The 23,479-nt window shown below is 70.7% G+C and carries 19 protein-coding genes; 15 read left to right on the forward strand and 4 right to left on the reverse strand.

The genetic code is table 11. The features are described from left to right. The first annotated feature begins 82 nt into the window (after positions 1-82). From VZQ01_RS30090 to VZQ01_RS30110, 5 genes are all read left to right on the forward strand, one after another. Complete coding sequence (locus VZQ01_RS30090; protein WP_223748184.1) at positions 83-691, forward strand: TetR/AcrR family transcriptional regulator; 609 nt, start codon at positions 83-85, stop codon at positions 689-691. A gap of 67 nt (positions 692-758) precedes the next feature. Beyond that, positions 759-1,169, forward strand: coding sequence for an SET domain-containing protein-lysine N-methyltransferase (locus tag VZQ01_RS30095; RefSeq protein ID WP_267699851.1), 411 nt, complete (start codon positions 759-761; stop codon positions 1,167-1,169). Between the two features lie 439 nt (positions 1,170-1,608). Further along, complete coding sequence (locus VZQ01_RS30100) at positions 1,609-1,974, forward strand: PilZ domain-containing protein (RefSeq protein ID WP_223748186.1); 366 nt, start codon at positions 1,609-1,611, stop codon at positions 1,972-1,974. Positions 1,975-2,008: 34 nt separating this feature from the next. Next, the gene (locus VZQ01_RS30105; protein ID WP_267699852.1) at positions 2,009-2,413 is read left to right on the forward strand and encodes a cytidine deaminase; all 405 of its coding nucleotides are present in this window, start codon (positions 2,009-2,011) and stop codon (positions 2,411-2,413) included. 17 nt (positions 2,414-2,430) lie between these two features. Next, positions 2,431-3,774 (forward strand): 5'-deoxyadenosine deaminase, encoded by a 1,344-nt coding sequence (locus tag VZQ01_RS30110; protein ID WP_267699853.1) that lies wholly within the window; start codon positions 2,431-2,433, stop codon positions 3,772-3,774. A 9-nt stretch (positions 3,775-3,783) separates the two neighbouring features. Here the strand turns inward: VZQ01_RS30110 and VZQ01_RS30115 are convergent, their stop codons facing one another. Next, the gene (locus tag VZQ01_RS30115) at positions 3,784-5,094 is read right to left on the reverse strand and encodes a sensor histidine kinase (protein WP_426745343.1); all 1,311 of its coding nucleotides are present in this window, start codon (positions 5,092-5,094) and stop codon (positions 3,784-3,786) included. Between the two features lie 307 nt (positions 5,095-5,401). Between VZQ01_RS30115 and VZQ01_RS30120 the strand changes: the two genes are divergently transcribed. The 3 genes from VZQ01_RS30120 to VZQ01_RS30130 all read left to right on the forward strand — a co-directional run bounded on the left by VZQ01_RS30120 (position 5,402) and on the right by VZQ01_RS30130 (position 8,216). Further along, on the forward strand, positions 5,402-6,139 hold the full coding sequence (locus tag VZQ01_RS30120; protein WP_141328147.1) for a PspA/IM30 family protein: 738 nt from the start codon (positions 5,402-5,404) through the stop codon (positions 6,137-6,139). A gap of 43 nt (positions 6,140-6,182) precedes the next feature. Beyond that, positions 6,183-7,370: an ABC transporter substrate-binding protein gene (locus VZQ01_RS30125; RefSeq protein WP_223748190.1), complete on the forward strand. Its 1,188-nt coding sequence runs from the start codon at positions 6,183-6,185 to the stop codon at positions 7,368-7,370. 78 nt (positions 7,371-7,448) lie between these two features. Then, positions 7,449-8,216 carry a hypothetical protein gene (locus VZQ01_RS30130; RefSeq protein WP_046718377.1) on the forward strand — a complete coding sequence of 256 codons (768 nt, stop codon included), beginning with the start codon at positions 7,449-7,451 and terminating at the stop codon, positions 8,214-8,216. A gap of 24 nt (positions 8,217-8,240) precedes the next feature. Here VZQ01_RS30130 and VZQ01_RS30135 read toward each other — a convergent pair whose 3' ends face one another. Beyond that, positions 8,241-8,501, reverse strand: coding sequence for a hypothetical protein (locus VZQ01_RS30135; RefSeq protein WP_426745344.1), 261 nt, complete (start codon positions 8,499-8,501; stop codon positions 8,241-8,243). A 397-nt stretch (positions 8,502-8,898) separates the two neighbouring features. On the opposite strand from VZQ01_RS30135, the gene VZQ01_RS30140 reads away from it, so the two are divergent. From VZQ01_RS30140 to VZQ01_RS30170, 7 genes are all read left to right on the forward strand, one after another. Continuing rightward, positions 8,899-10,677, forward strand: coding sequence for a hypothetical protein (locus VZQ01_RS30140; RefSeq protein ID WP_426745345.1), 1,779 nt, complete (start codon positions 8,899-8,901; stop codon positions 10,675-10,677). A gap of 151 nt (positions 10,678-10,828) precedes the next feature. After that, positions 10,829-12,487: a hypothetical protein gene (locus VZQ01_RS30145; RefSeq protein ID WP_408889483.1), complete on the forward strand. Its 1,659-nt coding sequence runs from the start codon at positions 10,829-10,831 to the stop codon at positions 12,485-12,487. Beyond that, the gene (locus VZQ01_RS30150; protein WP_223748194.1) at positions 12,484-13,185 is read left to right on the forward strand and encodes an ABC transporter ATP-binding protein; all 702 of its coding nucleotides are present in this window, start codon (positions 12,484-12,486) and stop codon (positions 13,183-13,185) included. The genes VZQ01_RS30145 and VZQ01_RS30150 overlap by 4 nt, the downstream gene beginning before the upstream one ends. Further along, positions 13,182-14,462 carry an ABC transporter permease gene (locus VZQ01_RS30155; RefSeq protein WP_223748195.1) on the forward strand — a complete coding sequence of 427 codons (1,281 nt, stop codon included), beginning with the start codon at positions 13,182-13,184 and terminating at the stop codon, positions 14,460-14,462. The genes VZQ01_RS30150 and VZQ01_RS30155 overlap by 4 nt, the downstream gene beginning before the upstream one ends. Next, entirely contained in the window at positions 14,459-15,241 is a 783-nt protein-coding gene (locus VZQ01_RS30160; protein WP_426745346.1) for a hypothetical protein, read from the forward strand. The genes VZQ01_RS30155 and VZQ01_RS30160 overlap by 4 nt, the downstream gene beginning before the upstream one ends. A 120-nt stretch (positions 15,242-15,361) precedes the next feature. After that, the gene (locus VZQ01_RS30165) at positions 15,362-17,983 is read left to right on the forward strand and encodes a serine/threonine protein kinase (protein WP_426745347.1); all 2,622 of its coding nucleotides are present in this window, start codon (positions 15,362-15,364) and stop codon (positions 17,981-17,983) included. 87 nt (positions 17,984-18,070) lie between these two features. Then, a complete protein-coding gene (locus tag VZQ01_RS30170) occupies positions 18,071-19,828 on the forward strand; it encodes an ATP-binding protein (protein WP_223781790.1) in 1,758 nt (585 codons plus the stop codon). 11 nt (positions 19,829-19,839) lie between these two features. Here the strand turns inward: VZQ01_RS30170 and VZQ01_RS30175 are convergent, their stop codons facing one another. Further along, positions 19,840-20,910: a L,D-transpeptidase family protein gene (locus tag VZQ01_RS30175; RefSeq protein WP_426745348.1), complete on the reverse strand. Its 1,071-nt coding sequence runs from the start codon at positions 20,908-20,910 to the stop codon at positions 19,840-19,842. 637 nt (positions 20,911-21,547) lie between these two features. Continuing rightward, complete coding sequence (locus VZQ01_RS30180; protein WP_408891824.1) at positions 21,548-23,425, reverse strand: LysM peptidoglycan-binding domain-containing protein; 1,878 nt, start codon at positions 23,423-23,425, stop codon at positions 21,548-21,550. Positions 23,426-23,479 lie beyond the last annotated feature (54 nt).

The raw sequence follows: 23,479 nt of genomic DNA on the forward strand, positions 1-23,479 counted from the left end.
GCCGCACGCATTGGATTCGTACCGGCCGGTACAGATATGCGGCGCTGGCCGGCCCGGGTCAAGGGGATTAGTATCGAACGGTATGAAACCAAAGACGGCAGCCGCCCCGGTGGGGCGTCCCCGGGGTTTCGACGTGGATGAGGCGTTGGACCGTGCGCTGCGGCTGTTCTGGCGGCAGGGCTACGAGGGCACCTCGCTGTCGGACCTGACGGAGGCGCTCGGCATCAACCGGCCCAGCCTCTACGCGGCGTTCGGCAACAAGGAGTCCCTGTTCCGCAAGGCGCTGGACCGCTACGTCGAGCGCCACCTGTGCCTCTACCGCGACGCCTTCGCGAAGCCCACGGCCAGGGAGGCCGTGGAGCACCTGCTCCTGGGGCTGGCGGACGCGCAGACGCTGCCCCGCGAGCCCAAGGGCTGCATCACGGTGCAGGGCGCGCTGGTGAGCGGGGCGGACGCGGCGCCCATCCAGGGGGAGCTGGCCGCCCGGCGCGCGGCGGGGGAGCAGGCCCTGCGCGAGCGGCTGGAGCAGGGCCAACGCGAGGGTGACGTCCCCGCGCACGTCGACTGCGCGGACCTGGCGCGCTACTTCACCACCGTCACGCAGGGGATGGCCGTGCAGGCCGCCACCGGCGCCAGCCGCGAGTCGCTGCGGCGCGTGGCCCGGACGTCGCTTCTGGCGTGGCCGACCTGAGCCTCGCTCCGGTCTTCACCTCGGCCCTGGAAAGAGGCATCTTCGCGCGCGCCAACGGCAGGGGCGCATGAACACGGGCGAAGCGCTGTATCTGCATCCGGGTGTGAAGGTCCGGCCCTGCGAGTGGGGCTACGGCGTCTTCACCGACGAATTCATCAAGGCCGGCGAGCTCATCGAGGAGTGTCGCTATCTCAAGGTGCTGCAGAAGCACACCCGGCACCCGCCGCTCGACGACTACGTCTTCCAGATTCGCTGGGGCGAGCGCGAGCAGCAGCCCGCGGGGGACTGGGTCGCGCTCGTGCTGGGCTACGGCATGCTCTACAACCACGCCAAGGAGCCCAGCGCCGCCTACTACCGCGCGGTGGACCGGGACCTCTTCACCTTCTACGCCCTCCGGGACATCCACCCCGGCGAGCAGATCTGCATCAGCTACGGCGAGGAGTGGTGGGACTCCCGGGGCCAGGGGGTCCCTCCCTGAGCGGGCCCGTGGCTTCGACGCGGGGCGCAAGGCGCCTCACTCCCGGTACAAGACATTCTTGGGGCAAACCCGCGTCACCCATGAAAATCCGCGCCTCCCCGGCGGGTGGGCAAGCGTATGATGGGCGGCAGATGGTGCATCAGGAACACGTGACGGACGCGCTGAAGGCCGTTCGCCGGGGGGCCTGGGAGAGGAAGCCACACCCGGGCTTCGACCTCCCCACGGGGCTTTCCCTGGCGCGGCCGGGCGGGCCCGTGACGTGTCCTCGAGCGCGCCGCGTGCCGGGGGCTGCCCCGGCGGGACTTCAACGGATGCCAGCAGTCATGCGAGCGGAGCGGGTGTGGATGCGCACCTTCCGGAGAGGGTGTCTCCGGAGGCGGGCCGTCCCGCGGGCGCTCCCGACGGTGACGCGGGCATGAGTGGCAGGACTGGAACGGCGATGGCCGAGAGGAACGACTCGATGAGCGACAAGGCCGAGGACCGGCGCGACTCCCCCCGGATTCCCATGCGCCTGAAGGTGCGCCGGGCGGGAAGCTCGACGGAGTTCGAGACACGTGAGGGCGACCTGTCCATTGGCGGCTGCGCCTGGAACGGGCCGGGGCTGGAGGCGGGGGCCCAGGTGGAGGTGCGCTTCCAGCTCCCCATCCTCCCCGACGAGGTCGAGGCCCGCGGCGAGGTGCTGCACGTGACGAACGGCCCGCAGGGGCCCGCCGCGCACGTGCGCTTCGTGGACCTGCCGGTGGAGGCGGAGCTGGCCATCGCCCGCCACCTGGATGACCGGCGGCTGGCCGGCGAGCCGGGCTGAGTCCACCCGCGGCACCTTGTTGGAGGAGGGCGACATGGCGGACGAGATTGCCTGGGAGCGGCTGTACGAGGAGGCCACCCGGGTGCGCGAGCGGGCGCACGTGCCGTACTCCCGCTTCCCCGTGGGGGCGGCGGTGCTCTACGCGGACGGCTCCGTGGTGGCGGGCTGCAACGTGGAGAACGCGACCTACGGCCTCACGGTGTGCGCCGAGCGCAACGCCCTGGCCGCGGGCGTGGCCCAGGGGCGCAAGCAGCCGGTGGCGGTGGCCGTGGTGGCCAACCCCGCGGCGCCGGTGCCCCCGTGCGGCATGTGCCGACAGGTGATGGCGGAGTTCGCGGGGCCGAACCTGCCCGTGCGCAGCCGCTCCCCGAACGGGGTCGAGGCGCGCTACACCCTGGGCGAGCTGCTGCCGCACGCCTTCACCAAGGACTTCCTCTAGAGAGAGCGCGAGTACCCGTGGATTTGCTTCTGACCGGCGGTACCGTGGTGACGATGAACCGCGAGCGCGAGGTGCTCGTGGGCGCGGACGTGCTCGTGCAGGACGGGCGCATCGCGAAGGTGGGCCGGGGCCTGAAGGCCCGGGGCACGCGGCGCGTGGTGGACGTGACGGGCAAGGTGGTCCTGCCCGGCCTCATCCATGGCCACCTGCATGCCTGCCAGACGCTGTTCCGCGGCCGCGCGGACGGGCTGGAACTGCTCGACTGGCTCCGCGAGCGCATCTGGCCGTACGAGGCGTCGCATGACGCGGCCTCCATGCGCGCGTCGGCGGACCTGACGTTCGCGGAGCTCATCCGCTCGGGCTCCACGGCGGCGCTCGACATGGGCAGCGTGCACCACTACGACTCGGTCTTCGAGTCCGCGCGGGACTCGGGGTTCCGGCTGGTGGGCGGCAAGGCGATGATGGACGCGGGCGCCAGCGTGCCCGCGGGCCTGCGCGAGTCCACCGCCGACTCGCTCTCCGAGAGCCTGGCGCTCTTGGAGAAGTGGCACGGCACGCACGAGGGACGCCTGCGCTACGCCTTCGCGCCGCGCTTCGTGTTGTCGTGCACGCCGGAGCTGCTGCGCGAGGTGGCCCGGCTGTCGCGCGAGAAGGGCGTGCGCATCCACACGCACGCGAGCGAGAACGCGAAGGAGACGGAGGCGGTGCGCCAGTACACGGGCGGCCGCGACAACGTCGACTTCTTCCACACGGTGGGGCTCACGGGGCGGCACGTGACGCTGGCCCACTGCGTGTGGCTGTCCGCCGAGGAGCAGGAGATCCTCCGCGAGACGCAGACGGTGGTGTGCCACTGCCCCGGCTCCAACCTGAAGCTGGCGTCGGGCATCGCCAAGGTGCCGGAGCTGCTCGAGGCCGGGGTGTCGGTGGCGCTGGGCGCGGACGGCGCGCCCTGCAACAACACGCTCGACCTGTTCCACGAGATGCGGCTCGCGGCGGTGATGCACAACCCGCGCGTGGGCCCGCTGGCGATGACGCCCATGCGCGTGCTGGAGATGGCCACGCTGCACGGCGCCAGGGCGCTGGGGCTGGAGGACGAGGTGGGCTCGCTCGAGTCCGGCAAGCGCGCGGACATCACCGTCGTGGACCTGGGCGGCCTGCACGCGGGGCCCACGCCGGAGGACGTGCTGGTGCCGCTGGTGCACTCGGCGCGCTCCAGCGACGTCACCCACGTGTTCATCGACGGGCGGCCGGTGCTCAAGGACGGCGTGCTGACCACGCTGGACGCGGCGTCGGTGCTCTCCAGCGCGAAGTCCAACGTGGAGCGCATCCTCAAGCGCAAGAAGCAGCGCGCCCGGGGCTGACGGGCGACGTCAGGCGGGCAGGCGCACCACGAAGGAGGTGGGCCAGCCCGGCGTGTCCTCCACGGCCACCCTGCCGCCGTGGGCCTCGGTGGCCAGCCGCGCGAAGTACAGGCCCAGGCCGTAGCCCCGGCGGCTGTCGCGCTCCGGGGCGCCCTGCACGTACTTGTCGAACAGCTTGTCGCGCAGGTCCGCGGGGATGGGCGGGCCGTCGTTGCGCACCGCCAGCCAGGGGCCGCGCGCGTCCGCTCCACCCTCCAGGCGCACCTTGCCGCCGGTGGGCGCGTAGCGCAGGGCATTGGTGGCCAGGTTCTCCACGACGCGCGTGAGCAGGTCCGCGTCGCCCTGGAGGGCCAGCCCCTCGGGCAGGGTGATGTCCAGGGTGAGCCGGCGCGCGCGGGCCACGCTCTCCAGCGAGCGCCGCACGTCCTCCAGGAGCCGGCGCGCGTCGAGCGGCACCTTGCGCGGCGCCAGCCGCCCCTGCTCCAGCCGGGACACGTCCATCAAGTCGGTGATCATGCGGTCCAGGCGCGCGGTGACGGCCAGTCCCGTGTTCGCGGACTCGTTGAGGGGCCCCTGGGGCAGCTCCTGCTGCATCCACGACAGCGTCATCGTCAGGGCCGACAGCGGCGAGCGCAGGTCATGGACGAGGAACTGCGTGAGCAGCTCCTTGTCTCGCTGGAGCGCGCGCAGCTCGTCGTTCTTCTCGTGCTCCTCGTCGAGCAGCCGGGCGATGAGGGTCCGCGCCTCCTCCACCTCCTGGAAGCGTCGGGCCTCCAGCGCCCGGTCCACCTCCACGCGGGTGAGGGCGCCGGCGAGCACGCGCAGCCGCCCGGTGCCGTAGTGCTTCACCGCGGCCACCATCAGCAGCGTGACGGCGGCGATGAGCACCGCGCCCCAGCCCACGCCCGCCTCGCGCATCAGCGCGGCCTGGGCCACGGACGACAGCGCGGCGGTGCCGTAGACGACGGTGGGGCGCAGGGTGAGGCCGCTGAGCGTCACCACCAGCGCGAAGAGGCCCAGGCTGAAGCCCGCCACGCCCGCGGGGAACGGGGAGATGGGCAGCGCCAGGTGTTGGAGGCCGTACACCAGCGCGATGTCCACCGGGGCCTGCAGCACCCCCAGCCAGCTCGCCTCCGGGCGGTGCCTCACGGCGAAGAGCACGGCGGCCACGCCCACGTAGGGCGCGAGCAGCAGCGGGTAGGGCGTCCAGTCCTCTCCACCCGTCAGCCAGAGCGTCGTGGTGACGAGCAGGAAGAGCGACGCGCCCACCAGCCGCACCGCCGCCCCCGTGCCCAGGATGCTCCGGCGTTGGGCATCCACCGCCCTCGCCAGCGATTCGTCATAGGAGGAATGGGGCCAACCCGGGGCGATGTCCACGCGGGGGGAGGTTTTCCCGCTTCGCGTCCGTGGAGCAAGCCCCCCAACCGGGGGAGCCCACCGGATGGCGGCTCGAGGGGCCTCACGCGGGGCTTGCGAGCGGGAAGGCGCGGGTGGACTTGTGGGTGGTCGGCAATCGCCTTAGGTGAGTTCGCGTAGCACTGATCAGAGGGGTGATGTGGCTGCTTGCACGCCCCGGAGTTCGTGTAAGGTGGCTGCAAGTAGGTCTGGACGGAGGTAGACCAGCGATATGTGGGACAGACTCAAGAGGGCGTTGCGCAGCTTCGCGGGCTTCTTCGTCTCCTCCATCGAGGATCCGGAGCTCATCCTCGAGCAGAACATCCGTGACCTGAACGACCAGGTCCCGAAGATGAACGAGTCCATCGCCATGGTTCGGGCGAACGTGACGCTGCTGGAGAAGGAGAACGCCAAGTACAAGGACGACGTGCGCGGGCTGACGGCCAAGGTGAAGGCCGCCATCCAGGCCGGTCGCGACGACCTGGCGGCGCAGTACGCGACGAAGCTCCAGGTGGAGAAGGAAGCGCTGGAGCGCAACGAGGCGCAGCTGAACACCGCGCGCCTGGCGTACGAGAAGGCGCTGAACGTCAAGAAGGCGTTCATGCGGGAGAAGGACCGCAAGACGGCGGAGGCCATGACGGCCATCCGTGACGCGCGGCGCGCCAAGTGGCAGGCCAAGGTGGCCGACACGATGGAGTCCTTCACCGTCGCCGGCATCGACTCGACGCACGACGAGATGCTGCGCAAGGTGGAGGAGCGCACCGCCGTGAACGAGGCGCGCATGCAGATGGCGCTCGAGTCGGTGGACCACCAGTCCGCGCAGATTGAGGAAGAGGCCGAGAAGATCCAGGCCAACGAGCTGGTGAAGCAGTTCAAGATGGAGATGGGGTTGATGGACAGCCCCGCCCCAGTGTCCGACGTGAGCGGGCAGACGGGGAAGACCATCGGCAAGAAGGTCGGCGTCGAGTAGCGTGTCGGCGCATGGAGAAGGGAAGAGCCCCGGACACTGACGGATGAAGCTCCACCGCGGACCAGGTCTCTTCCTCTTCTTGTTCCTGTGTGTGCTGGGCGCGGCCTGGGTGGTCGCGTCCCGCATGGGATATCTGGACACCCTCCAGGCCCGCTTCTTCCCCTCGGTGCGCGAGGCGGTGCGGCTGTCGCCCGGCGACTTCCCCGCGGGCGTGTCCGCGCCGGTGGCGGACGTGGCCTCGGTGCCGCTTCGGCCCGTGCTCATCGGCTTCACGGCGCGCGGCTCGGCGGCGAGCCTGCTGGTGGCGGCCGGCGGGGCGACGACGCTGGACAACCCGGCGGCGCCTCCGGGCGCGGCGCAGGGCGTGCTGAAGACGGCCTATGCGCTGGATGCGCGCGCGGTGCTCTTCGCCCGGGAGGAGGAGCTGCGGCAGGCCCTGGCCATCGGCGCGGAGAACGGCGGCGTGGACATGGGCTTCCTGTCGGTGGACCGGCTGGCGTCCTGGGCGCCGGGCCTGCGGGACGCCGCGCCGCGCACGTTGCTGCTGGTGGGGCGAAGCCGGGGGCAGGAGGCGCTCGCGGCGGTGGGCGTCACGGACCTGGCGAGCCTTCGAGGCAAGCGCGTGGGCGTCTACCCGTTCAGCTCCACGCACTACTTCGCGCTGTGGGTGCTGGCTCGGGCGGGGCTGAGGACGACGGACGTGAAGTGGGTGGACCTGCCGTCCACGCTGGACGCGGGGCGGGCGCTACGCGAGGGCCGCGCGGACGCGGTGGTGGGGCTGTGGGGCGACGTGGAGCTGGCGGCGCGGGACAGGGGTGGGGCGGTGCTGGCGACGACGGCGGACGCGCCGCACCTGGTGGCCACGGTGCTGGTGGCGCGGGGGGACTTCGCGGCGCGCTACCCGGACGCCGTGCGGCGGGTGCTCAGAGGGATGCTGGACGCGGGGCAGGCGGTGCTGAAGGACCCGGCGGCGGGGGCGAGGATGTTGGGGGAGGTGGCGCCGTACCTGGGAGACCCGACGGAGGCCATCCGCAGCGCGCCGCCGGCGACGCTGGCGGACAATCGAGCGTTCTTCGGTCTTTCCGGCGAGGCGCCGGTCACCTATGACGAGCTGTACCAGAGCGCCGCCGCGCTCTTCCAGAAGCTCAAGCAGGGACCACCGGTGCCACTCGCGGAGGATACGAGGGACCTGGGGGCGTTGAAGTACGTGTCGGAGGCGCGCGGTCCCTGAAGCAGCGGCGACCGAGCGACCGGGCAGGGGAGGTCGGACGTGGCGAAGAAGTCTCCGAACTACATCAAGGCCGCATTCATGATGCCCGCCAACCTGATGGGGCTGGGCACGGCGGCGGCGTCCGCGGCGGTGACGGGCGAGCCGTTGCCCGCGCTCATCGCGCTGGGGTTGGAGGGGCTCTACCTGGCGCTCTTCTCGTCGATGCCGCGCTTCCAGCGGGCCATCCGCTCGCGGGAGCCCACGGACCCGGAGGCGGCGCGCAAGGCGGTGGACTCGCTGCTGGCGGACCTGGCGCCGTCGCAGCGTGAGCACTACCAGCAGCTCGTCGGGCTCAAGGAGAAGATCCTCGCCAACTACCGCAAGCTGCCGGGCGGCAAGGTGCTGGAGTCCGACAGCGAGCCCCGGCTGGATGCGCTCCTGACGTCGTTCCTGCGGCTCATCTCCACGCTGAACCAGTACCGCTCGTACCTGAACAGCTCCGACCGGGGAAACCTGGAGAAGGACGTGCGCGAGCTGGAGGAGGACGTGGCGCGCGAGACGAACCCCCGGCTGAAGGACGTGAAGCAGAACCGGGTGGACATCCTGCGCAAGCGGCTGGCGCGCTTCGAGCAGGCGAGCGAGAGCCGCGAGGTGGTGAGCCACCAGCTGGCCGGCATCGAGGACATGATGCGGCTGACGCACGAGCAGTCCATCGCCATCCGGGACCCGGAGGTGGTCAACCGCCAGCTCACCATGCTGAGCGCGGAGGCCGAGGCCACCGAGGAGTCCGTGCGGCAGATGGAGCAGTTCCTGGAGTTCACCGAGGAGACGCGCGGGCCGCTGCCGCATGGCTCGCGGGTGCGTTGAGCCCGGGCGTCCAGGGGCCTGGCCTCAGTCCCGGTCAGGTCGGGTGCGCCGGCGCGATGACCGCAGTGCCCGGGTTCGTGTGAGGAGCCACCGTGGGGCCTCCTCCAGGAACGTGAAGACGGCGACGAAGACGAAGCCGAGAAGGGGCAACGCGTAGGCGCCCAGCCAGCCTCCCAGCGCGAGCCCGACGAGGCCGAGCAGGGGATGAAGGACCCAGCCCTGCACGGCGCCGATTCCGGCGACGGCGAAGATGCCGAGGATCACCAACAGCTCGATGAGGGGCATGGGCGGGACGCTCCTGGGAGAGGAGTGCGCTCGCCTGTTCAATCCCCGTGCCCTGGGGGCCGTCGAGGAGGCTCGACCGCGAGCAGGTGCCTGCTCGCGTCAATCTGTCCCGTGCGGGCCCGTGCGGGCTGACGTGAAGGAGCCCCAAACCGCGCCTTCCTCAGGGGCGTCAGGGCCAGGCCCTCTCCAAGATGGGAGGGATTGACCTGTCATTGAGGGTGGATGTGGCCGTTCGCGAGTGAATGGGGTCTGGCAATGAATTGGGTCCCCGTCCGCGGGGATGCGCGGTTCGTCCCAGGGCGTGAAGTGAAGAATTGCGTCTTGGAATGATGGGGTGGTGTCTGTTCTGTGGCAGGATTGAGCGCTGAAGAGTACGGGGCCGGCGAAATGGACTGACATGGATGGCGTTCGTTTGGGCGTCACGCTGGAGGACTCGCGTGTGCGCCGAGGCGTCGAGCCCGGGGTGCTCATCACCTTGGGGAGTGTCGCGCTCGTCATGGCCCTGGCGTTGCCGCGAATCCTCGCGCGCGTCAGGGATAGCGATTTCCTGGAGCTGGCGGCATCCATCCAGGACGACAGCTTCTACTACCTGCTGCCCGCGTATCACTTCAAGACGAAGCTCTTCTTCACCTTCGATGGGCACTCGCCGAGCTATGGCTTCCAGCCGATGTACGAGCTGCTTCTGGCCGGGCTCGCCTTCTTCCACGATGACTTCGAGTCCTTCTTCCGTGGCGCGATGGCGATGGGCGTGTGGCTGCACGTGCTCACCAGCTTCCTCATCGTGTTGCTGGTGATGCGAGTCGCCGACGCGAAGGCTCCATGGCTGAGGGCCCTGCAGCTCGCGCTGGCGGGCGTGGCGGGGCTCTTCTATTTCACGCGCGGCACCGTGCTGCTCAGCGCGATGACGTGCAAGGAGAACGCGCTGACGGCCCTGGTGTTCGTGGGGTTGCTGCTCGCTGCCACGACGGATGCGCGGACCCCCGAGGAGCGCCGCCGGATGTCCTGGGTGGTGGGGCTGGGGCTCTCCGCGCTGCTGCTGTGCCGGATGTTGCCCACGTCGTTGGTCATCGTGGGGCTGGTGGGGCTCGGGGCACTGCTGCGCTGGCGGCGGCCCTTGGCGTTGCTGGGCGCGTTCACGGTGCCGCTCGTGCTGTGGTTCGGTTATGCCACCCTTGCGTTCGGTCACCCGCTGCCGACCTCGGCGCGCGTGAAGGCCCTCGCTTCCAGCTCCCTGCCCATCACCTGGGACGTGGTGTCCACGGAGGGCTGGGGCTACTTGCAGAGCGCGTTGACCTTCGCGATGGGGATGCCGGGGCGGCTCTACCTGCCTCAGCAAGATGTGGGGCGGATGGTGTTCGGTTCGACTCGGGGCGCGCTCTGGATGACCCTCGCCGTGGCGACGCTCGTGGCGCTCATCGTCGCGGGTCTCTGGCGGAGCCGTCGGGAGCAGAAAGACTTGCAGGACGGTTCGGGCGTCATCGGACTGGTGGCCGCGCTCCTGGTGGGCCTGCTCTTCGCCTACGTGGCGCAGGGCTCGCTCATCGCGACGCGTCGGCCCGGCGAGCTCACGTACTATGTCTGGTATGTCTTCGATGCACCGGTGCTCTTCGCCGTGGCGCTCGGCGTCGCGTGTGTCCGAGGGCTGTCGATGCTGGAAGACGCGCGTGAGTCCTGGCGCGAGAAGGCCCTTCCAGGAAGGCCCGCGACGCTCGCCCTCGGCGTGGTGATGGTGGCGGGGGCCCTGTCCGTGTTCATCGCGCGGGTGCCCCGGGAGTACGGCAAGCTGTCGCGGCTCCAGCCCTTCACGTCCTTCGACCCGGTGTCGCAGTCCTGGCCGCACACGATGATTCGCGCGGGGCTGTGGCTGAAGCAGAACGTCCCGCTCCAGCCTGGAGAGCGGGTGGCCTGCTACAGCTGCGGCTCACTCGGGATGTTGCTGCCCGAGCACGTGATGAACCTGGATGGCCTCGCGAATGATGACTCGGCGCGCTACCTGCTCGGCGGCTCCACCACCACGCCGTACGTGACGAAGATGCGCCCTCGCTTCTACATCGACGTCCACCCGGTGGACTTCGACGCGGCGGGCATCCAGGTGAAGCCGCTTCACATCCTGCCGTTCGGCTTCAAGCGCAAGCCGGGCTACCTCATCGCGGAGCTGAGCTACCCGTCGCCCTGAGAGGGGCAGGCGACCGGGACCTCGCGGGACAGGGGGCGGCCAGACGTGGGACGTTGGCTGGCCGTCATACGGCCTCCTCGGCCGGGAGCCGGACGTCCGCCCCGCACAGGATTCCATTGACTCTCCGGCCCAGCCGTCCTGTCCTGCCGTCATGTTCCGCCGAGCCTGGTTTCCGACCCTCCTCCTCCTGCTCGCCGTCGCGGGCTGCTCGCGCTGTGGCAAGGACCAGGGCCCCGTCGCCCCGAGTGCCTCCGGCCCGGCGCGCTACCTGCCACGCGACGCGCAGGCGTCCGTCGTCATCCACGACCTCGGCGCGCTCGGAGAGAAGCTCGCGCGCTTCCAGCACCTGAAGGTCGCCTCCTTCGCCGCGCAGTTGCAGAGCTTCTCCTCCGCGGAGGGCTACGTGAACGCGGTGATGCGCCAGATGGGTGTGGACCTGCGCAGCCGCCAGGCCCTGGAGGCCGCCGGGCTCGCCCCGGAGAAGGGCGCCGGCGCCGCGTTCCTCGGTGAGAGCCGCGCCGTCTCCGTCGTCGGCGTCAAGGACGCGCAGAAGCTCGAGGAGACCTTCGCCGGCTTCGCGCGCACCCGCCTGGGCGCCTCCGAGCGGAAGGAGGAAGGCGGCGCGGGCGGCAAGCTCGTCACCTTCAGTCGCCCCGGCTCCGCCACCGCCGCGCTGGGACTCTTCTTCATCGACGGCGGCCAGTTCGCCCTCCTGGGCGTGGGCCCGTCCGTCGCGTCGCTGCGGCCCCTGGCCACGCAGCCCGAGGACAAGTCGCTCACGAAGGAGCCCGTCCTCACCGCGTCCCTCGCGCGGCTGCCCTCCAAGCGCGACTTCCACGTGTACCTCCCCGGCGGCGCGGGCCTGCTGGTGCCCGCCGGCACGGTGCAGGGCCTCACGCTCACCGGCCTCGTCGAGGAGCGCGCCCTCACCCTGCACGCCGACGCGCCGTGGCCCGACACCAAGCCGTCGCTCGCGGCGCTGGACCCGGTGAAGGACGCCGTGGACCTGCGCGGCTTCCTGCCCCAGGACAGCTTCCTCGTCGCGCGCTTCCAGGGAGACCCGTCGCACCTGGACGGCGTGTGGCCCTACCTCGTCGGCGACTACCTGACGCGCGCGGTGCAGAAGAGCGGGCTCGACGTGAAGGCGGAGGTGCTCGACAACTTCAAGCCGGGCACGGTGCTGGGCATCTCCCTGTCGCCCAAGGTGCAGCTGGGCTCGGGCATGCCCGCGCTGGACCTGCGCCGCACCAACCCGTTCCGCTTCGTGAACCTCGTCGCCCTGTCGGACCTGGAGAACCCGGAGCGTACGAAGGGCTTGCTGGAGAAGCTGCCCCAGCTCGCCACCGACTTCGGCGCCAAGGTGGAGGCCGCGGACCTCAAGGGCCAGCGCGTCTACCTCACGTCCTACCGAGCGGGGGAGGGCGCCCACTTCGCGCTCGCGCCCAACGGCAAGCTCCTGGTGGCCTCGCCCCAGTCTCAGCTGGAGGCCTCGCTCGCCGCGCTCACCCAGAAGGCCGCGGAGGGCCAGGTGGCCGCGGACCTGAAGGACGTGGGCAAGGACGCCGCCTTCAGCGCGGTGCTCGACTTGCGGCGCCTGTCGGACTCGGTGAAGAATCTTCCCTCGGAGGCGTGGGGCATCGGCGGCTTCGCCATCAAGGCCACCACCGTGCGCTGGCTGGAGGCCACCGACGATTTGCGCGCGGTGACGCTGGCCGTGTCGCGCAAGGAGCGTGCGCTCCAGGCCGAGCTGTCCCTGCGCCTCACGCCGACGGCTCCGTCCTCCACCACGACCCAGCCGGCCACTCCGTGATTCAAGCCCGAGACGTCACCAAGGAATACCTCGATGGCGATGGCACCCGGGTGCGGGTGCTCGACGGGATGTCCCTCGACGTGGACGACGGGGACTTCGTCGCGGTGGTGGGCCCGTCCGGCAGCGGCAAGTCCACGCTGCTGCACCTGTTGGGGGGCCTGGACATCGACTACCGGGGCGAGGTGAAGGTGGGCGGCGTGACGCTCAGCGGATTGAAGGACGCCGCGCTCGCGCGCTTCCGCAACACGCACGTGGGCTTCGTCTTCCAGTCCTTCCACCTCATCCCCAACCTCTCCGCGCTGGAGAACGTGCTGCTCCCCTCGTACTTCGGCCCGCGCACGCCCGAGGCCGTCAAGCGCGCGGAGGCGCTGCTGGAGCGCGTGGGCCTGGGCGCGAAGAAGGACCGCGCGCCGGTGCGCCTGTCCGGCGGCGAGCGTCAGCGCGTGGCCATCGCCCGGGCGCTCTACGGCGGCCCGAAGCTGCTGTTGTGCGACGAGCCCACGGGCAACCTGGACGCGGCCACCGGTGACGGCGTCATCCAGTTGTTCCGCGAGCTGCACAAAGAGGGGCTCACCGTGCTGGCCGTCACCCACGAGGACCGGATGAGCGCGGCCGCCCGGCGCGTGCTGCGGCTCAAGGAGGGCAAGCTCGTGGAGGAGCGCGCCACGTCCCAGGTGGCCTCGGGAGGTGTCCCGTGAGGTTGGATGCGCTGTCGCGACTGGTCCGGCTGAGCCTCGCGCGCGAGCGCCGGGGCGCGTTCTTCTCCGCCTTCGGCGTGGCCATGGGCGTGGGCACGCTCGTGTTCTTCATCGGCCTGGGCCTGGGCGTGGGCGCGGTCATCCGCGAGAAGATCTTCCCCACCGACGCGCGGCTGGTGGACGTGGTGCCCTCGTCGGTGTCGCTGGGCTCGCTGCTCGGCGGCGGCAAGCTGGACCGGGAGGCGGTGGAGCGGCTCACCGCGCTGCCCGGCGTGGAGTCCGCGTACCGGAAGATGAACGTGCGCGTGCCCGCGGTGACGCGCTACGACGGCGTCTTCTTCGGCACGAAGCTGCGCATGGGCATGGAGGTGCTGGCCATGGGCGTGGAGCCGGCGCTCGTGAAGGGCGACGTGCAGATGGGCGAGTTCAAGGACCCCGGCGAGGGCCAGCCCATCCCCGCGCTCGTGTCCACGCGCCTGTTGGAGCTGTACAACAAGACCTTCGCCCCCGCGCGCAAGCTGCCGCAGCTGTCCGCGAACATGATTGTCGGCTTCGGCTTCCCGGTGGAGTTCAACCGCTCCTACGTGTCCCAGTCCGCCACCGGCCCCACCACGTCCGCGCAGACGCAGGTGGTGGGCGCGTCCGACCGCGCCATGTTCGCCGGCATCACCATCCCGCTGGAGACGGCGGTGCGCCTCAACCGCGCGGCGGGCGTGGACGCGGACAGCTACTCGGGCGTGACGCTGGTGGCCAAGGACCCGTCCCACGTGCCCGCGCTGGTGGACGCGGTGAAGGGGATGGGGCTGGAGATCGACGACCAGGAGCGGCGCATGGCGGAGAACACCGGCGCCGCGGTGGCGCTCACCACGTCCGCGCTGGCGCTCCTGTCCATCCTCATCTGCTTCCTGGCGGCGGTGAACATCGCCCACGCGCTGTCGGCCTCGGTGCGCGCTCGCGCCAAGGAGATTGGCGTGATGCAGGCGGTGGGCGCGTCGCGCTCGGACATCCGGGCCATCGTGCTGGCCGAGGCCGCCGTCGTGGGACTCGCCGGGGGCGCCATCGGCACCGGGGTGGCGCTCGCAGCGTCCCTCGCCGTCAACCGGCTCGCCGCCAGCTACCTGCCCAACTTCCCGTACAAGCCGGACAGCTTCTTCTCCTTCCCCTGGCCCGTGGTGCTCGGGGGTGTGGTACTGGGACTCCTGGCGGCGTTGGCGGGGGCCTACTTCCCCAGCCGCCGCGCCGCCGCCACCGACCCCGCACGGACGCTCGCAGGATGACGCTTCCCTCCCGTAAGACGCTGTTGGGCAACCTGCTCAGCCTGGCCGCACTCGGTTGGATCTACGGAGGAGACCTCGCCGACGCCGTGCGGGCCCGGAGCGCGGACGTGTCCGCCCTCATCGAGCTGCCCTCGCCGGTAAGGCCCGCGGTGGTGCTCGGCCTGACCGTGCTCGCCGTGGGCGTGGCCCTCTTCGGCGGGCTCGCGCGGGGCAGGGCCGACGACTTCAAGGGCTACCGCCTTCTGCCCATCCTCCTGGTGGGCGCGCTCTTCTTCGACCTGATGCTCGCCGAGAGCCGCATCCCCATCGAGCCCACGGACGCGGCCTCCATGGCCCTGCAGCGCTTCCAGAAGCTGGCCCAGGAGCAGTCCACCCAGGACGCCGTCGTGGAGGACCCCCGCGTGCTCCAGACCTTCCTGGAGCAGCTCGGCCGCCCGCCCTACCTGGTGCGGGGGGAGCAGCTCCCCGGGTACACCCTCCAGGTCCGAAAGGACTGCGAGGGCCCGGTACGAGAAGCCCCAGGGGTGCGCCCTGGCACGCTCCTGTACTGCGTGGCCCCCGAGCGCAAGGGCGCGTGGGTGACGCTGGTGGGCCTGGCCGCGGAGACGCGCTTCGGCTCCGCCGAGGTGCTCTCCGTCGGGGGCCAGACGCGCTTCCTGCTCGTGCAGCCCGCCCTGGGCGAGGAGCCCCCCGAGCCGGGCTCCGCCTTCCGCGACGCCCAGGCCCCCTCCACGGATGTCGCCGCGGACGCGGGGAGCACCTCGAGTCTCCAACCTTGAGAAAAACGCGCCGCTACGCGCCTGTTGCCTGCTCGCCTGGAGGGCGCGTGGGGAGGTGCCGTGTGGTTGACCCTGCGGACGGGCGATCGCTAGGCTCGCGTTGAACGGACCCTCCCCCACGTGACGACCTCTCAACCGAAGCGGCAGCCCATTCCATTTGGGAAGTACCTCCTTCTGGACCGCATCAACATTGGCGGCATGGCGGAGGTGTGGCGTGGCAAGCAGTTCGGCGCGAGCGGCTTCGAGCGGCTCGTGGCCATCAAGCGCATCCTGCCGAACATCGCCGAGGACGAAGAGTTCATCTCGATGTTCATCGATGAGGCGAAGATCAGCGTCCAGCTGAGCCACGCCAACATCGCCCAGATTTACGAGCTGGGGCAGATCGCCAGCAGCTACTTCATCTCGATGGAGTACATCCCCGGCAAGGACATGCGGGCCATCTTCGACCGCTGCCGGAAGAAGGGGGAGCCGGCGCCGGTGCCGCTGGTGGCGTTCTGCATCTCCAAGATGTGCGAGGGCCTGGACTACGCCCACCGGAAGAAGGACGGGATGGGGCGGGACATGAACATCGTCCACCGCGACATCTCGCCGCAGAACGTCCTGTTGTCCTTCGAGGGCGAGGTCAAGGTCATCGACTTCGGCATCGCCAAGGCCGCGGGCAAGGCGACCAAGACGCAGGCCGGCATCCTCAAGGGCAAGTTCGGCTACATGAGCCCGGAGCAGATCCGCGGCCTGCCGTTGGACCGCCGCTCGGACGTGTTCGCCATCGGCGTGTGCCTCTACGAGATGCTCACGGGCGAGCGCCTCTTCGTGGGTGACAGCGACTTCAGCGTGCTGGAGAAGGTGCGCAAGGCGGAGGTCCCCGCGCCGTCCACGTACAACCGGCGCATCCCGGAGACGCTCGAGAAGATTGTGATGCGCGCGCTCGCCAAGGACGTGGACGAGCGCTACCAGTACGCCAGCGAGCTGGGCGACGACCTGCAGCGCTTCCTCATCACCAGCGAGACCATCTTCGGCCGCAAGGACCTCATGCAGTACATGAAGTCCACCTTCGCGGAGGAAGTGGAGCGCGAGAAGCAGCGCCTGTCCGACTACGCCGACATCCGTCCCCCCGAGGGCATGCTCGCGGCGCTGGACGCGGCCGGCTTCAGCAGCATGCCCTCCCAGGCCGCCGCGCCACAGCCCGTCGCGGCGCCTCCGCCCGTGGCCGTGCCCGTGGTGCAGCCGGTGGCCCCGCAGCCCCGGTCCACCGCGACCATGGGCGCCGTGTCGCCCGGAGGCGTGCGCCGCTCGCCCACGCTGGCCGCGCTGCCCAAGCTGACGGCGGCCACCGCCGCGCCCGCGCCGAAGGAGGACGAGGTCCAGGCCACGCAGCTCGTCTCCAGCGACCACGTCTTCGAGGACAGCCCGGAGCCCACCACGCAGCCGGGCGCCAACGTGGGCCGCACCGTCACCCCGCTGGAGACGCGTGCCCAGGAGGAGGATGAGGACGAGCCCACCACGGGCAAGACCGCCGTCCTGCCGGTGGCGCCGCCCCAGCCGCAGCCTCCGCGCCTGTCGCAGGCGTCCATGCCGGTGTTGTCGCCGTCCGGACCGCCGGTGGTCCGTCCCTCGACGACGGTGCCCACGCTGGTGCCGCCGGAGGTCGCCGCGTCGGCGCCCCGGGGCAGCCGGGGTGGGGGAGAGTCGCTGCCGCGCATCGTGCGCGAGACGCCTCCCGACGTGTCGCAGGGCATCTCGCGCTCGGCGCTCCCGCCCGACGTGTCGCAGGGGATCTCCCGGCAGGCGCTGACGGAGGGGCTCCAGGGGGGCTCGCGTCCTCCCTCGCCGCCTCCCATGCTCGGCACGGGCGCTCCGGTGGCCAAGCCGCCCGCGCGCCCGGTGGCGCACGAGGAGGAAGAGGAGGAGGAGCGCTCGACGACGGCGGTGCCCGCGCTCGGCCGACGGGGCCTGGACAAGCGGGTGCTGTACGCCGTGTGCAGCCTCGTGGCCCTGGTGGTGCTCGGTGGACTTGGCTGGGCGCTGTCCCGTCCGGGACAGGGCTACGTGATGCTGGACCTGCAGCGCGTTCCGTCGGAGGTGCGCGGCCGCGTGCAGGTGCTGCTGGACACCCAGCCCATCGCGGTGGAGGGCCCGGGGACGTCGGTGCTGCGCGAGGTGACGGCCGGCCAGGTGATGGTGACGGTCAGCGCGGAGGGCTACAAGACCTTCGTCCGCACGCTCGAGGTCAAGAGCGGCAAGGAAGTCATCCCGGTGGAGGTGGTGCTGGAGAGCCTGGTGCGCACCGCGTCGCTGGTGCTCGTCACCCAGCCGGCCGACGCCCAGGTGAAGGTGGACGGCAAGGTGGTGCGCGAGCAGGGCCAGACGGATGCGTTCATCAAGGGCGTTCCGGTGGGCGCGGACCCGTGGGTGGTGGAGGTGAGCGCCCCCCAGCACAAGTCCGCGTCCAAGCGCGTGTCGGCGTCCGGTGAGGGGCCGACCGAGGTGGCGGTGAAGCTGGAGCCCGTGGTGTCCAAGCTGTCGGTGCGCATCGACTCCAAGCCGGCCGGCGCGGTCATCTTCGCGGGCAGCCGGGAGCTGGGGGCGACGCCCACCACGGTGCAGGTGTCGCCGAACGAGCGCCAGCTCACCCTGAAGCTGCGCTGCCACAACGACGCGGAGGTGGAGGTCCCGGCGCCCCAGGCCGGAGAATCCATCGCCACGACGACGGTTTCGCTCAAGCGCCAGCCGCGCTGCCGTTAGATTCCATGAAATCGAGCCCCGCTTCCCTTCGTGGGAAGCGGGTGTGTCGACTCCCTTCTCGTGGGGAGTGACAGGAGGCGTGTGTCCGTGAGCAAGGTACGCAAGGTCCACAAGGAAGATCCGCTGGCGGACCTCCCCCGCTGGGCGCAGCAGCTTGCGCGCAAGTACTACACGAAGACGGTGAGCACCTTCCTGCTCTACGGAGCGGTGAGGGACCTGCAGCCGCTCAAGATGGAGGACGACTCGCTGGGCTTCGGCACGCTCAAGACGTTCCTCTCCGAGGAGCTCTTCGGCGGACGGGACCACGTGCTCTTCTATGATCGCTCGTCGGGCATCCGCTCGGCCACGCCGGAGACGCAGAAGGACCTGGCGCGGACGATGTCCGGGTACGACGCGATGTACGGCACCGACTACGCCAAGGTCATGCCGAGAGACCCGGGCCGGGCGCTCCAGATTCTGGAGAACTTCCTGCGGATGCGGCTGAGCGAGGGGCGCTCGCTGGCGCTCATCATCGACTTCGCGGAGACGCTGGTGCCGGGCGGCGAGATTTCGCACCTGTCCTCCGAGGACCGCTTCGTGCTGGCCACGCTGGACAAGTGGGCGCACGACCCGCAGTTCCTCGCGGGTGACGTGTCCGTGGTGCTGCTGGCGGAGAACCTGGCGGACATCGCGCCGCGCATCTCCCGCAACCCGTACGTCGCGCCGATTGAATTGCCGCTGCCCACCGAGGAGGAGCGGCTGGAGTACGTGCGCTACAAGCTGGAGGGCAAGCGGCTGCAGTCGCTGTCCGACGTGCCGCTCGCGGGCCTGGCGAAGATGACGGCGGGTCTGTCGCGCATCAACCTGGACCGGGTGCTGACCGAGGCGCTGGAGCGCGAGGTGCGCATCACCGCGGAGCTCCTCAAGGAGAAGAAGAAGGAGATCATCCAGGCGGAGTGCCACGGCCTGTTGGAGTTCATCGAGCCGGCGCACACCCTGGACGCGGTGGCGGGTCACGCCAAGGCGAAGCAGATGCTGCGGCAGGCCGCCTCCGCGCTGAAGAAGGGGCGCCTGGAGGTCATGCCCATGGGCTACCTCTTGTCGGGCCCCGTGGGCACGGGCAAGACGTTCATGGTGAGCTGCTTCGCCGGGGAGATTGGCATCCCGGTGGTGAAGTTCCTGAACTTCCGCAGCCAGTGGCAGGGCGTCACCGAGGCCAACCTGGAGAAGATCTTCAACCTGCTCAAGGCCCTGTGGCCGGTGGCGGTGATGATCGACGAGGCGGACACGTTCCTGGGCAACCGCGACTCGGGCGGGGACTCGGGGACGAGCAGCCGCGTGTTCGGCTCGATTGCCTCCTTCATGGGCAACACGCAGTACCGCGGGAAGATCGTCTGGTTCCTGATGACGGCGCGGCCGGACCTGCTGCCCATCGACCTGAAGCGGCAGGGGCGCGCCGAGGAGCACCTGGCGCTCTTCTATCCGCAGACGGACGCGGAGCGCGACGAGCTGTTCCAGGCCATGTCCAAGAAGACGGGCGTGTCCGTGGAGGGCATCGAGTCCTACTCCAAGCTGATTCCGGAGGGCGTGCGCGCCTTCAGCGGCGCGGACATCGAGGCCGTCATGGTGCGCTCGAAGTTCCGCGCGCTGGCCGAGGGGCGCGAGGCCGTGTCCAAGGAGGACCTGGTCGCGGTGCTCGCGGACTTCGTGCCGCCCAGCTACCCGCTGGAAATCGAGCTGCAGAACCTGGTGGCGGTGCAGGAGTGCACCAGCCGCGAGCTGCTCCCGGAGGTCTACCGCACGGTGGACCGCGACCTCATCACCCGTCGGGTGCGGGAGCTCAAGGCGCTGCTCGAGGAGGGGTAGCGGCTCGTCGGTCAGGAGACCGGCACCGGGGCGACGGCGCCCAGGTGCGGGTCGTTCACGTGCTCCACGATGGCCACGCGGTCCCCCGCGGACAGCGCGTCGTGGAGCACGATGATGGCCTCGTTCGAGTGACGGATGCAGCCATGGGACACGTCCATGCCGAGCAGGGCGGGGGCGTTGGTGCCATGCAGCTCCTCGGCGGAGTGGCGTCCGTCCGCCCACGACAGGTCCAGGATGCGCGTGCCGAAGACGTGCTTGTCGTTCCAGAGGCGCGCTCCGGCGGCCTCGGCGGCGGCCTGGTCCAGGCGAGAGCGGACGACCTTGAGGCCCGCGCGCGTGGGCGTGGCCTGGGTGCCCGAGGCGTTCGGGAAGATGTCCACCAGCCGCCCCTCGGCGTCGTAGAGGAACGTGCGGTGCTCGCGCAGGGCGACGATGACGCGTACGGGCTGGCCTTCGTAGACGGCGGGAGGAATCCCGCGCGACTGTCCACGGGCACCGGGCGCGGGTGCCAGCGAGTCGAGCGCCTTGAGCGTGGCCGCGTCCAGCGCGCCCGTCACCTTGACGCCCGGAAGCGTGCGGCTGGCGTGCACCTGGAAGTTGCGCAGCGCGCGGACCGTCTGGGGACCGAACTGTCCGTCCGCGCCGCCGTGCAGGGCGAAGCCCATTTCGAGCAGCGCGCCCTGCACCGCGCGGATGCCCTCACCGCGTGAGCCCGGGCCGAGCACCTCCTGTCCCGAGGCCACGGGCGACAGCTGTACGACGTCGGCGAAGCGCGCGTTGCCGAGCGGGGAAGGCGAGGGTGTCCATGTGGAGAGGCCCCAGCCGTTCACCGAGCCTGCGAGCAGGGTGGTGTCGTGTTGGGAAACCCGCGACGAGGTGGCCAGCTTCACGGCGCCGAGGCCAGCCTTGGATACGAGTGACGCGCGGGCTTGCGCATCCGCCAGGCTCGCGGGCAGCGCGAGCGTGGGCTCCAGATTCAGCGACGCGCGAGCTTGCGCATCCCCCCGGCTCGCGGACAGCGCGATTGTGAGACTCGGCTCGGGCGGCACGAGGCCCTTCGCGCTTGCGAAGCTGGAGGCCATCGGCATCACGGGGGACGGCTCGCGCGAGGCGCGCGCTTTCGCATCATCCTGACGCGCAGACAGGGGGAGCACGGGCCTCGGCTCTGGTGGCACGAGGCCCTTCGCGCTTGCGATGCTGGAGGCCATCGGCATCGCCGGGGTCGCCTCGGGGGCCACGCGGGCGATCTCATCCGCCGGGCTCGCGGAGCTCGTGGGCCTCGGCTCGACGGAAGCGACTGTTCGCGAGTTGGCATCCAGCTCGCCGACGTCCGACGCGCGCGTGCGGTCGCCCAACCACGGGGTGGCGCGGGTGACTGGGTCCGGAGGGAGGCCCTGGCGTGAAGTGGACCCGGTGAGGTCCACGCGCGTGCCGCCGGCCCGCACGGACGTGTCTTCGATTTGAGACGTTCCGATTCCGTGGGACGGACGTCGCGTTACCGGGATGCTGGAGACCTGCCGTGGCGCTGGCTCCACGATGTTGCCGGAGGCCCGGGAAAGGTGTGTCCCGAGGCTGCTCGGAGCGAGGAGCGGGTCGGTGTCGGGCGGGAAGGGGTGGGTGAGCGCGCCGTTCCGCGAAATGGGCGAAGTCATGCGCCCACCCGATGCAATTCACTCGCCCGGCGTCATCATGTCCGGAAGGCCCCTGTCGAGAAGGCGCTCACGGCGCGCTCAGCGAGAGGACCTTGCCCGTGGGGATGGTGCGGTGGTCCTTGATGTTGTTCCACCGCATGATGTCCTGGACGCTGACGCCGTAGCGCTGCGCGACGGACCAGAGCGTCTCGCCCTCGGCCAGCGCGTGCACCTTGCCGCCGCTCACGGGCTTGCCCGCGTTCGACGCGACCTGCTTGGCCACCACGACGGTGCCCGCGCGCTCCTGCACCTGCGCCGTGCCCTGGGGCCACACGTACACGAGCGAGCCCACCTGCAGCGTCGGGTTGCGCCGGCGCAGGTTGTTCCACTTCTTCAAGTCATCCACCGACACGTTGAACTTGGTGGCGATGACCCAGAGGCTGTCGCCGGACTGCACGCCGTACGTCACGCGCGTGCGGCCGTTGAGCGTCTCCGTCTTCACCGGGCCCGCGGCCACGGGGCCCTTGGGCGTGCCGGCGGGCACCTCGTCCTCGGGGCGGTGGGCCACGACACCGCTGCGGCGGGCCTGGGCCACCTTGCTCGCGATGGCGCCGCCCGTGGCCCCTGCGGCCTTGCTCGCGGGGATGGGGATGACCAGGTCCGCGCCGAGCTTCAGCGTGCGCGCGCTCTTGAGCCGGTTCATCTGGAGGATGGCCTCGGAGGCCGTGCCGTAGCGCTCCGCGATTTGCGACAGCGTGTCGCCGCGCTTCACCTTGTGCACGCGGAAGGTCAGCCGCTCCGCGGGGGAGATGCGCTTGAACCCCTCGACGAACCGGGGGCCCGCGCCCTTGGGCAGCCGCAGCTTGTAGGGGTGCTTCGTGCTCGCCGGGGGCGTGCACCACCGCTTGAGCTCCGGGTTCAGGTCCTGCACGTCCTGGATGTTCACGCCCGCCGCGCGGGCCACCACGTCCAGGTCCGTGGCGTCGGTGAGCTCCACCTCGTCGAACTCCAGCGGCTGCTCGTAGTCGAACTCCTCGTCGGAGAAGCCGAACGCGGACGGGTTCTTCGCGACGAGCGCGGCGGCGATGAGCTTGGGCACGTAGTGCTTGGTCTCCTTCGCCAGGCCCTTCTCCTCGGCGAGCGCCCAGAAGTCGCGCGTGCCGTGGCGCTCAATCATGCGCCGCACGCGACCGGAGCCCGTGTTGTAGCCGGCCCACGCCAGATACCAGTGACCCAGCTCCCGGTAGAGGTCCTTGAGGTAGGTGGCCGCGGCGTGGGTCGCCTTGAGGGGGTCCCTGCGCTCGTCCACCCAGAAGTCCTGCTTGAGGCCGTACTGCTTGCCCGTGCTGGAGATGAACTGCCAGGGGCCGGAGGCGTGCGCCCACGAGTAGGCGTGCGCGGAGAAGCCGCTCTCGATCATCGCCAGGTACACGGTGTCCAGCGGCATCCCGTGCTTCTCGAGGATGGGCTGCATCACCGGCAGGTAGCGCGCGGAGCGGGACATCCACTTGCGGAACCAGCGGCGCCCGGGCCCCTGGAAGAACTGGATGTACTGCGCGACCAGGGGCTGCATCTCCACCGGGATGTCGTAGCGGTCCTGGATGCTGCGGACGTCGAACGTGGCCAGGTTGGTGATGAGCGGGAGCTGCTCGGGAGAGTCGTCCTCGCGGAAGGTGGGCTCCTCGAGCGCGTCCAGCATGCGCATGCGCAGCGGGTTGGCGAGGCCCAGGCGTCGCAGCGACTGCATCACCTCGGCGCTCGGCTTCGCGGTGGGGTCCAGCGTCACGCTCTCCAGCGCGCGCATCTCCTCCAGCTCCGCGGACTCGGACTCGACGACCTCGCGAGTGGCCTCGGGCTCCTCGTCTGCGTCGTCAGGAGCGCCTGCGAGGGCGCGCGCTTCGTCGGCCTCGTCATCCCCCGGCGCTGCGTCGGTCGCGGGAGCCACCGGCTCCTGCTTGCTCGCCATGTCCGTGCCCGAGGTGCCCTCGGCCTTCACGTCCTTCGCCGCGTCGGCGGTGCC

Origin of the sequence: Myxococcus faecalis, from assembly GCF_050039385.1 — a bacterium.
GTDB classification, from domain to species: Bacteria; Myxococcota; Myxococcia; order Myxococcales; family Myxococcaceae; genus Myxococcus; species Myxococcus fulvus.

Excerpts from the sequence above, each read along its gene's own strand:
- VZQ01_RS30105 (WP_267699852.1), top strand. The coding sequence starts at position 2,009 with ATGGCGGACGAGATTGCCTGGGAGCGGCTGTACGAGGAGGCCACCCGG.
- VZQ01_RS30120 (WP_141328147.1), top strand. The coding sequence starts at position 5,402 with ATGTGGGACAGACTCAAGAGGGCGTTGCGCAGCTTCGCGGGCTTCTTC.
- VZQ01_RS30100 (WP_223748186.1), top strand. The coding sequence starts at position 1,609 with ATGGCCGAGAGGAACGACTCGATGAGCGACAAGGCCGAGGACCGGCGC.
- VZQ01_RS30125 (WP_223748190.1), top strand. The coding sequence starts at position 6,183 with ATGAAGCTCCACCGCGGACCAGGTCTCTTCCTCTTCTTGTTCCTGTGT.
- VZQ01_RS30175 (WP_426745348.1), bottom strand. The coding sequence starts at position 20,910 with ATGGCCTCCAGCTTCGCAAGCGCGAAGGGCCTCGTGCCGCCCGAGCCG.
- VZQ01_RS30095 (WP_267699851.1), top strand. The coding sequence starts at position 759 with ATGAACACGGGCGAAGCGCTGTATCTGCATCCGGGTGTGAAGGTCCGG.
- VZQ01_RS30090 (WP_223748184.1), top strand. The coding sequence starts at position 83 with ATGAAACCAAAGACGGCAGCCGCCCCGGTGGGGCGTCCCCGGGGTTTC.
- VZQ01_RS30160 (WP_426745346.1), top strand. The coding sequence starts at position 14,459 with ATGACGCTTCCCTCCCGTAAGACGCTGTTGGGCAACCTGCTCAGCCTG.
- VZQ01_RS30180 (WP_408891824.1), bottom strand. The coding sequence starts at position 23,425 with ATGGCGAGCAAGCAGGAGCCGGTGGCTCCCGCGACCGACGCAGCGCCG.
- VZQ01_RS30145 (WP_408889483.1), top strand. The coding sequence starts at position 10,829 with ATGTTCCGCCGAGCCTGGTTTCCGACCCTCCTCCTCCTGCTCGCCGTC.
- VZQ01_RS30135 (WP_426745344.1), bottom strand. The coding sequence starts at position 8,501 with ATGCCCCTCATCGAGCTGTTGGTGATCCTCGGCATCTTCGCCGTCGCC.
- VZQ01_RS30130 (WP_046718377.1), top strand. The coding sequence starts at position 7,449 with ATGATGCCCGCCAACCTGATGGGGCTGGGCACGGCGGCGGCGTCCGCG.
- VZQ01_RS30140 (WP_426745345.1), top strand. The coding sequence starts at position 8,899 with ATGGATGGCGTTCGTTTGGGCGTCACGCTGGAGGACTCGCGTGTGCGC.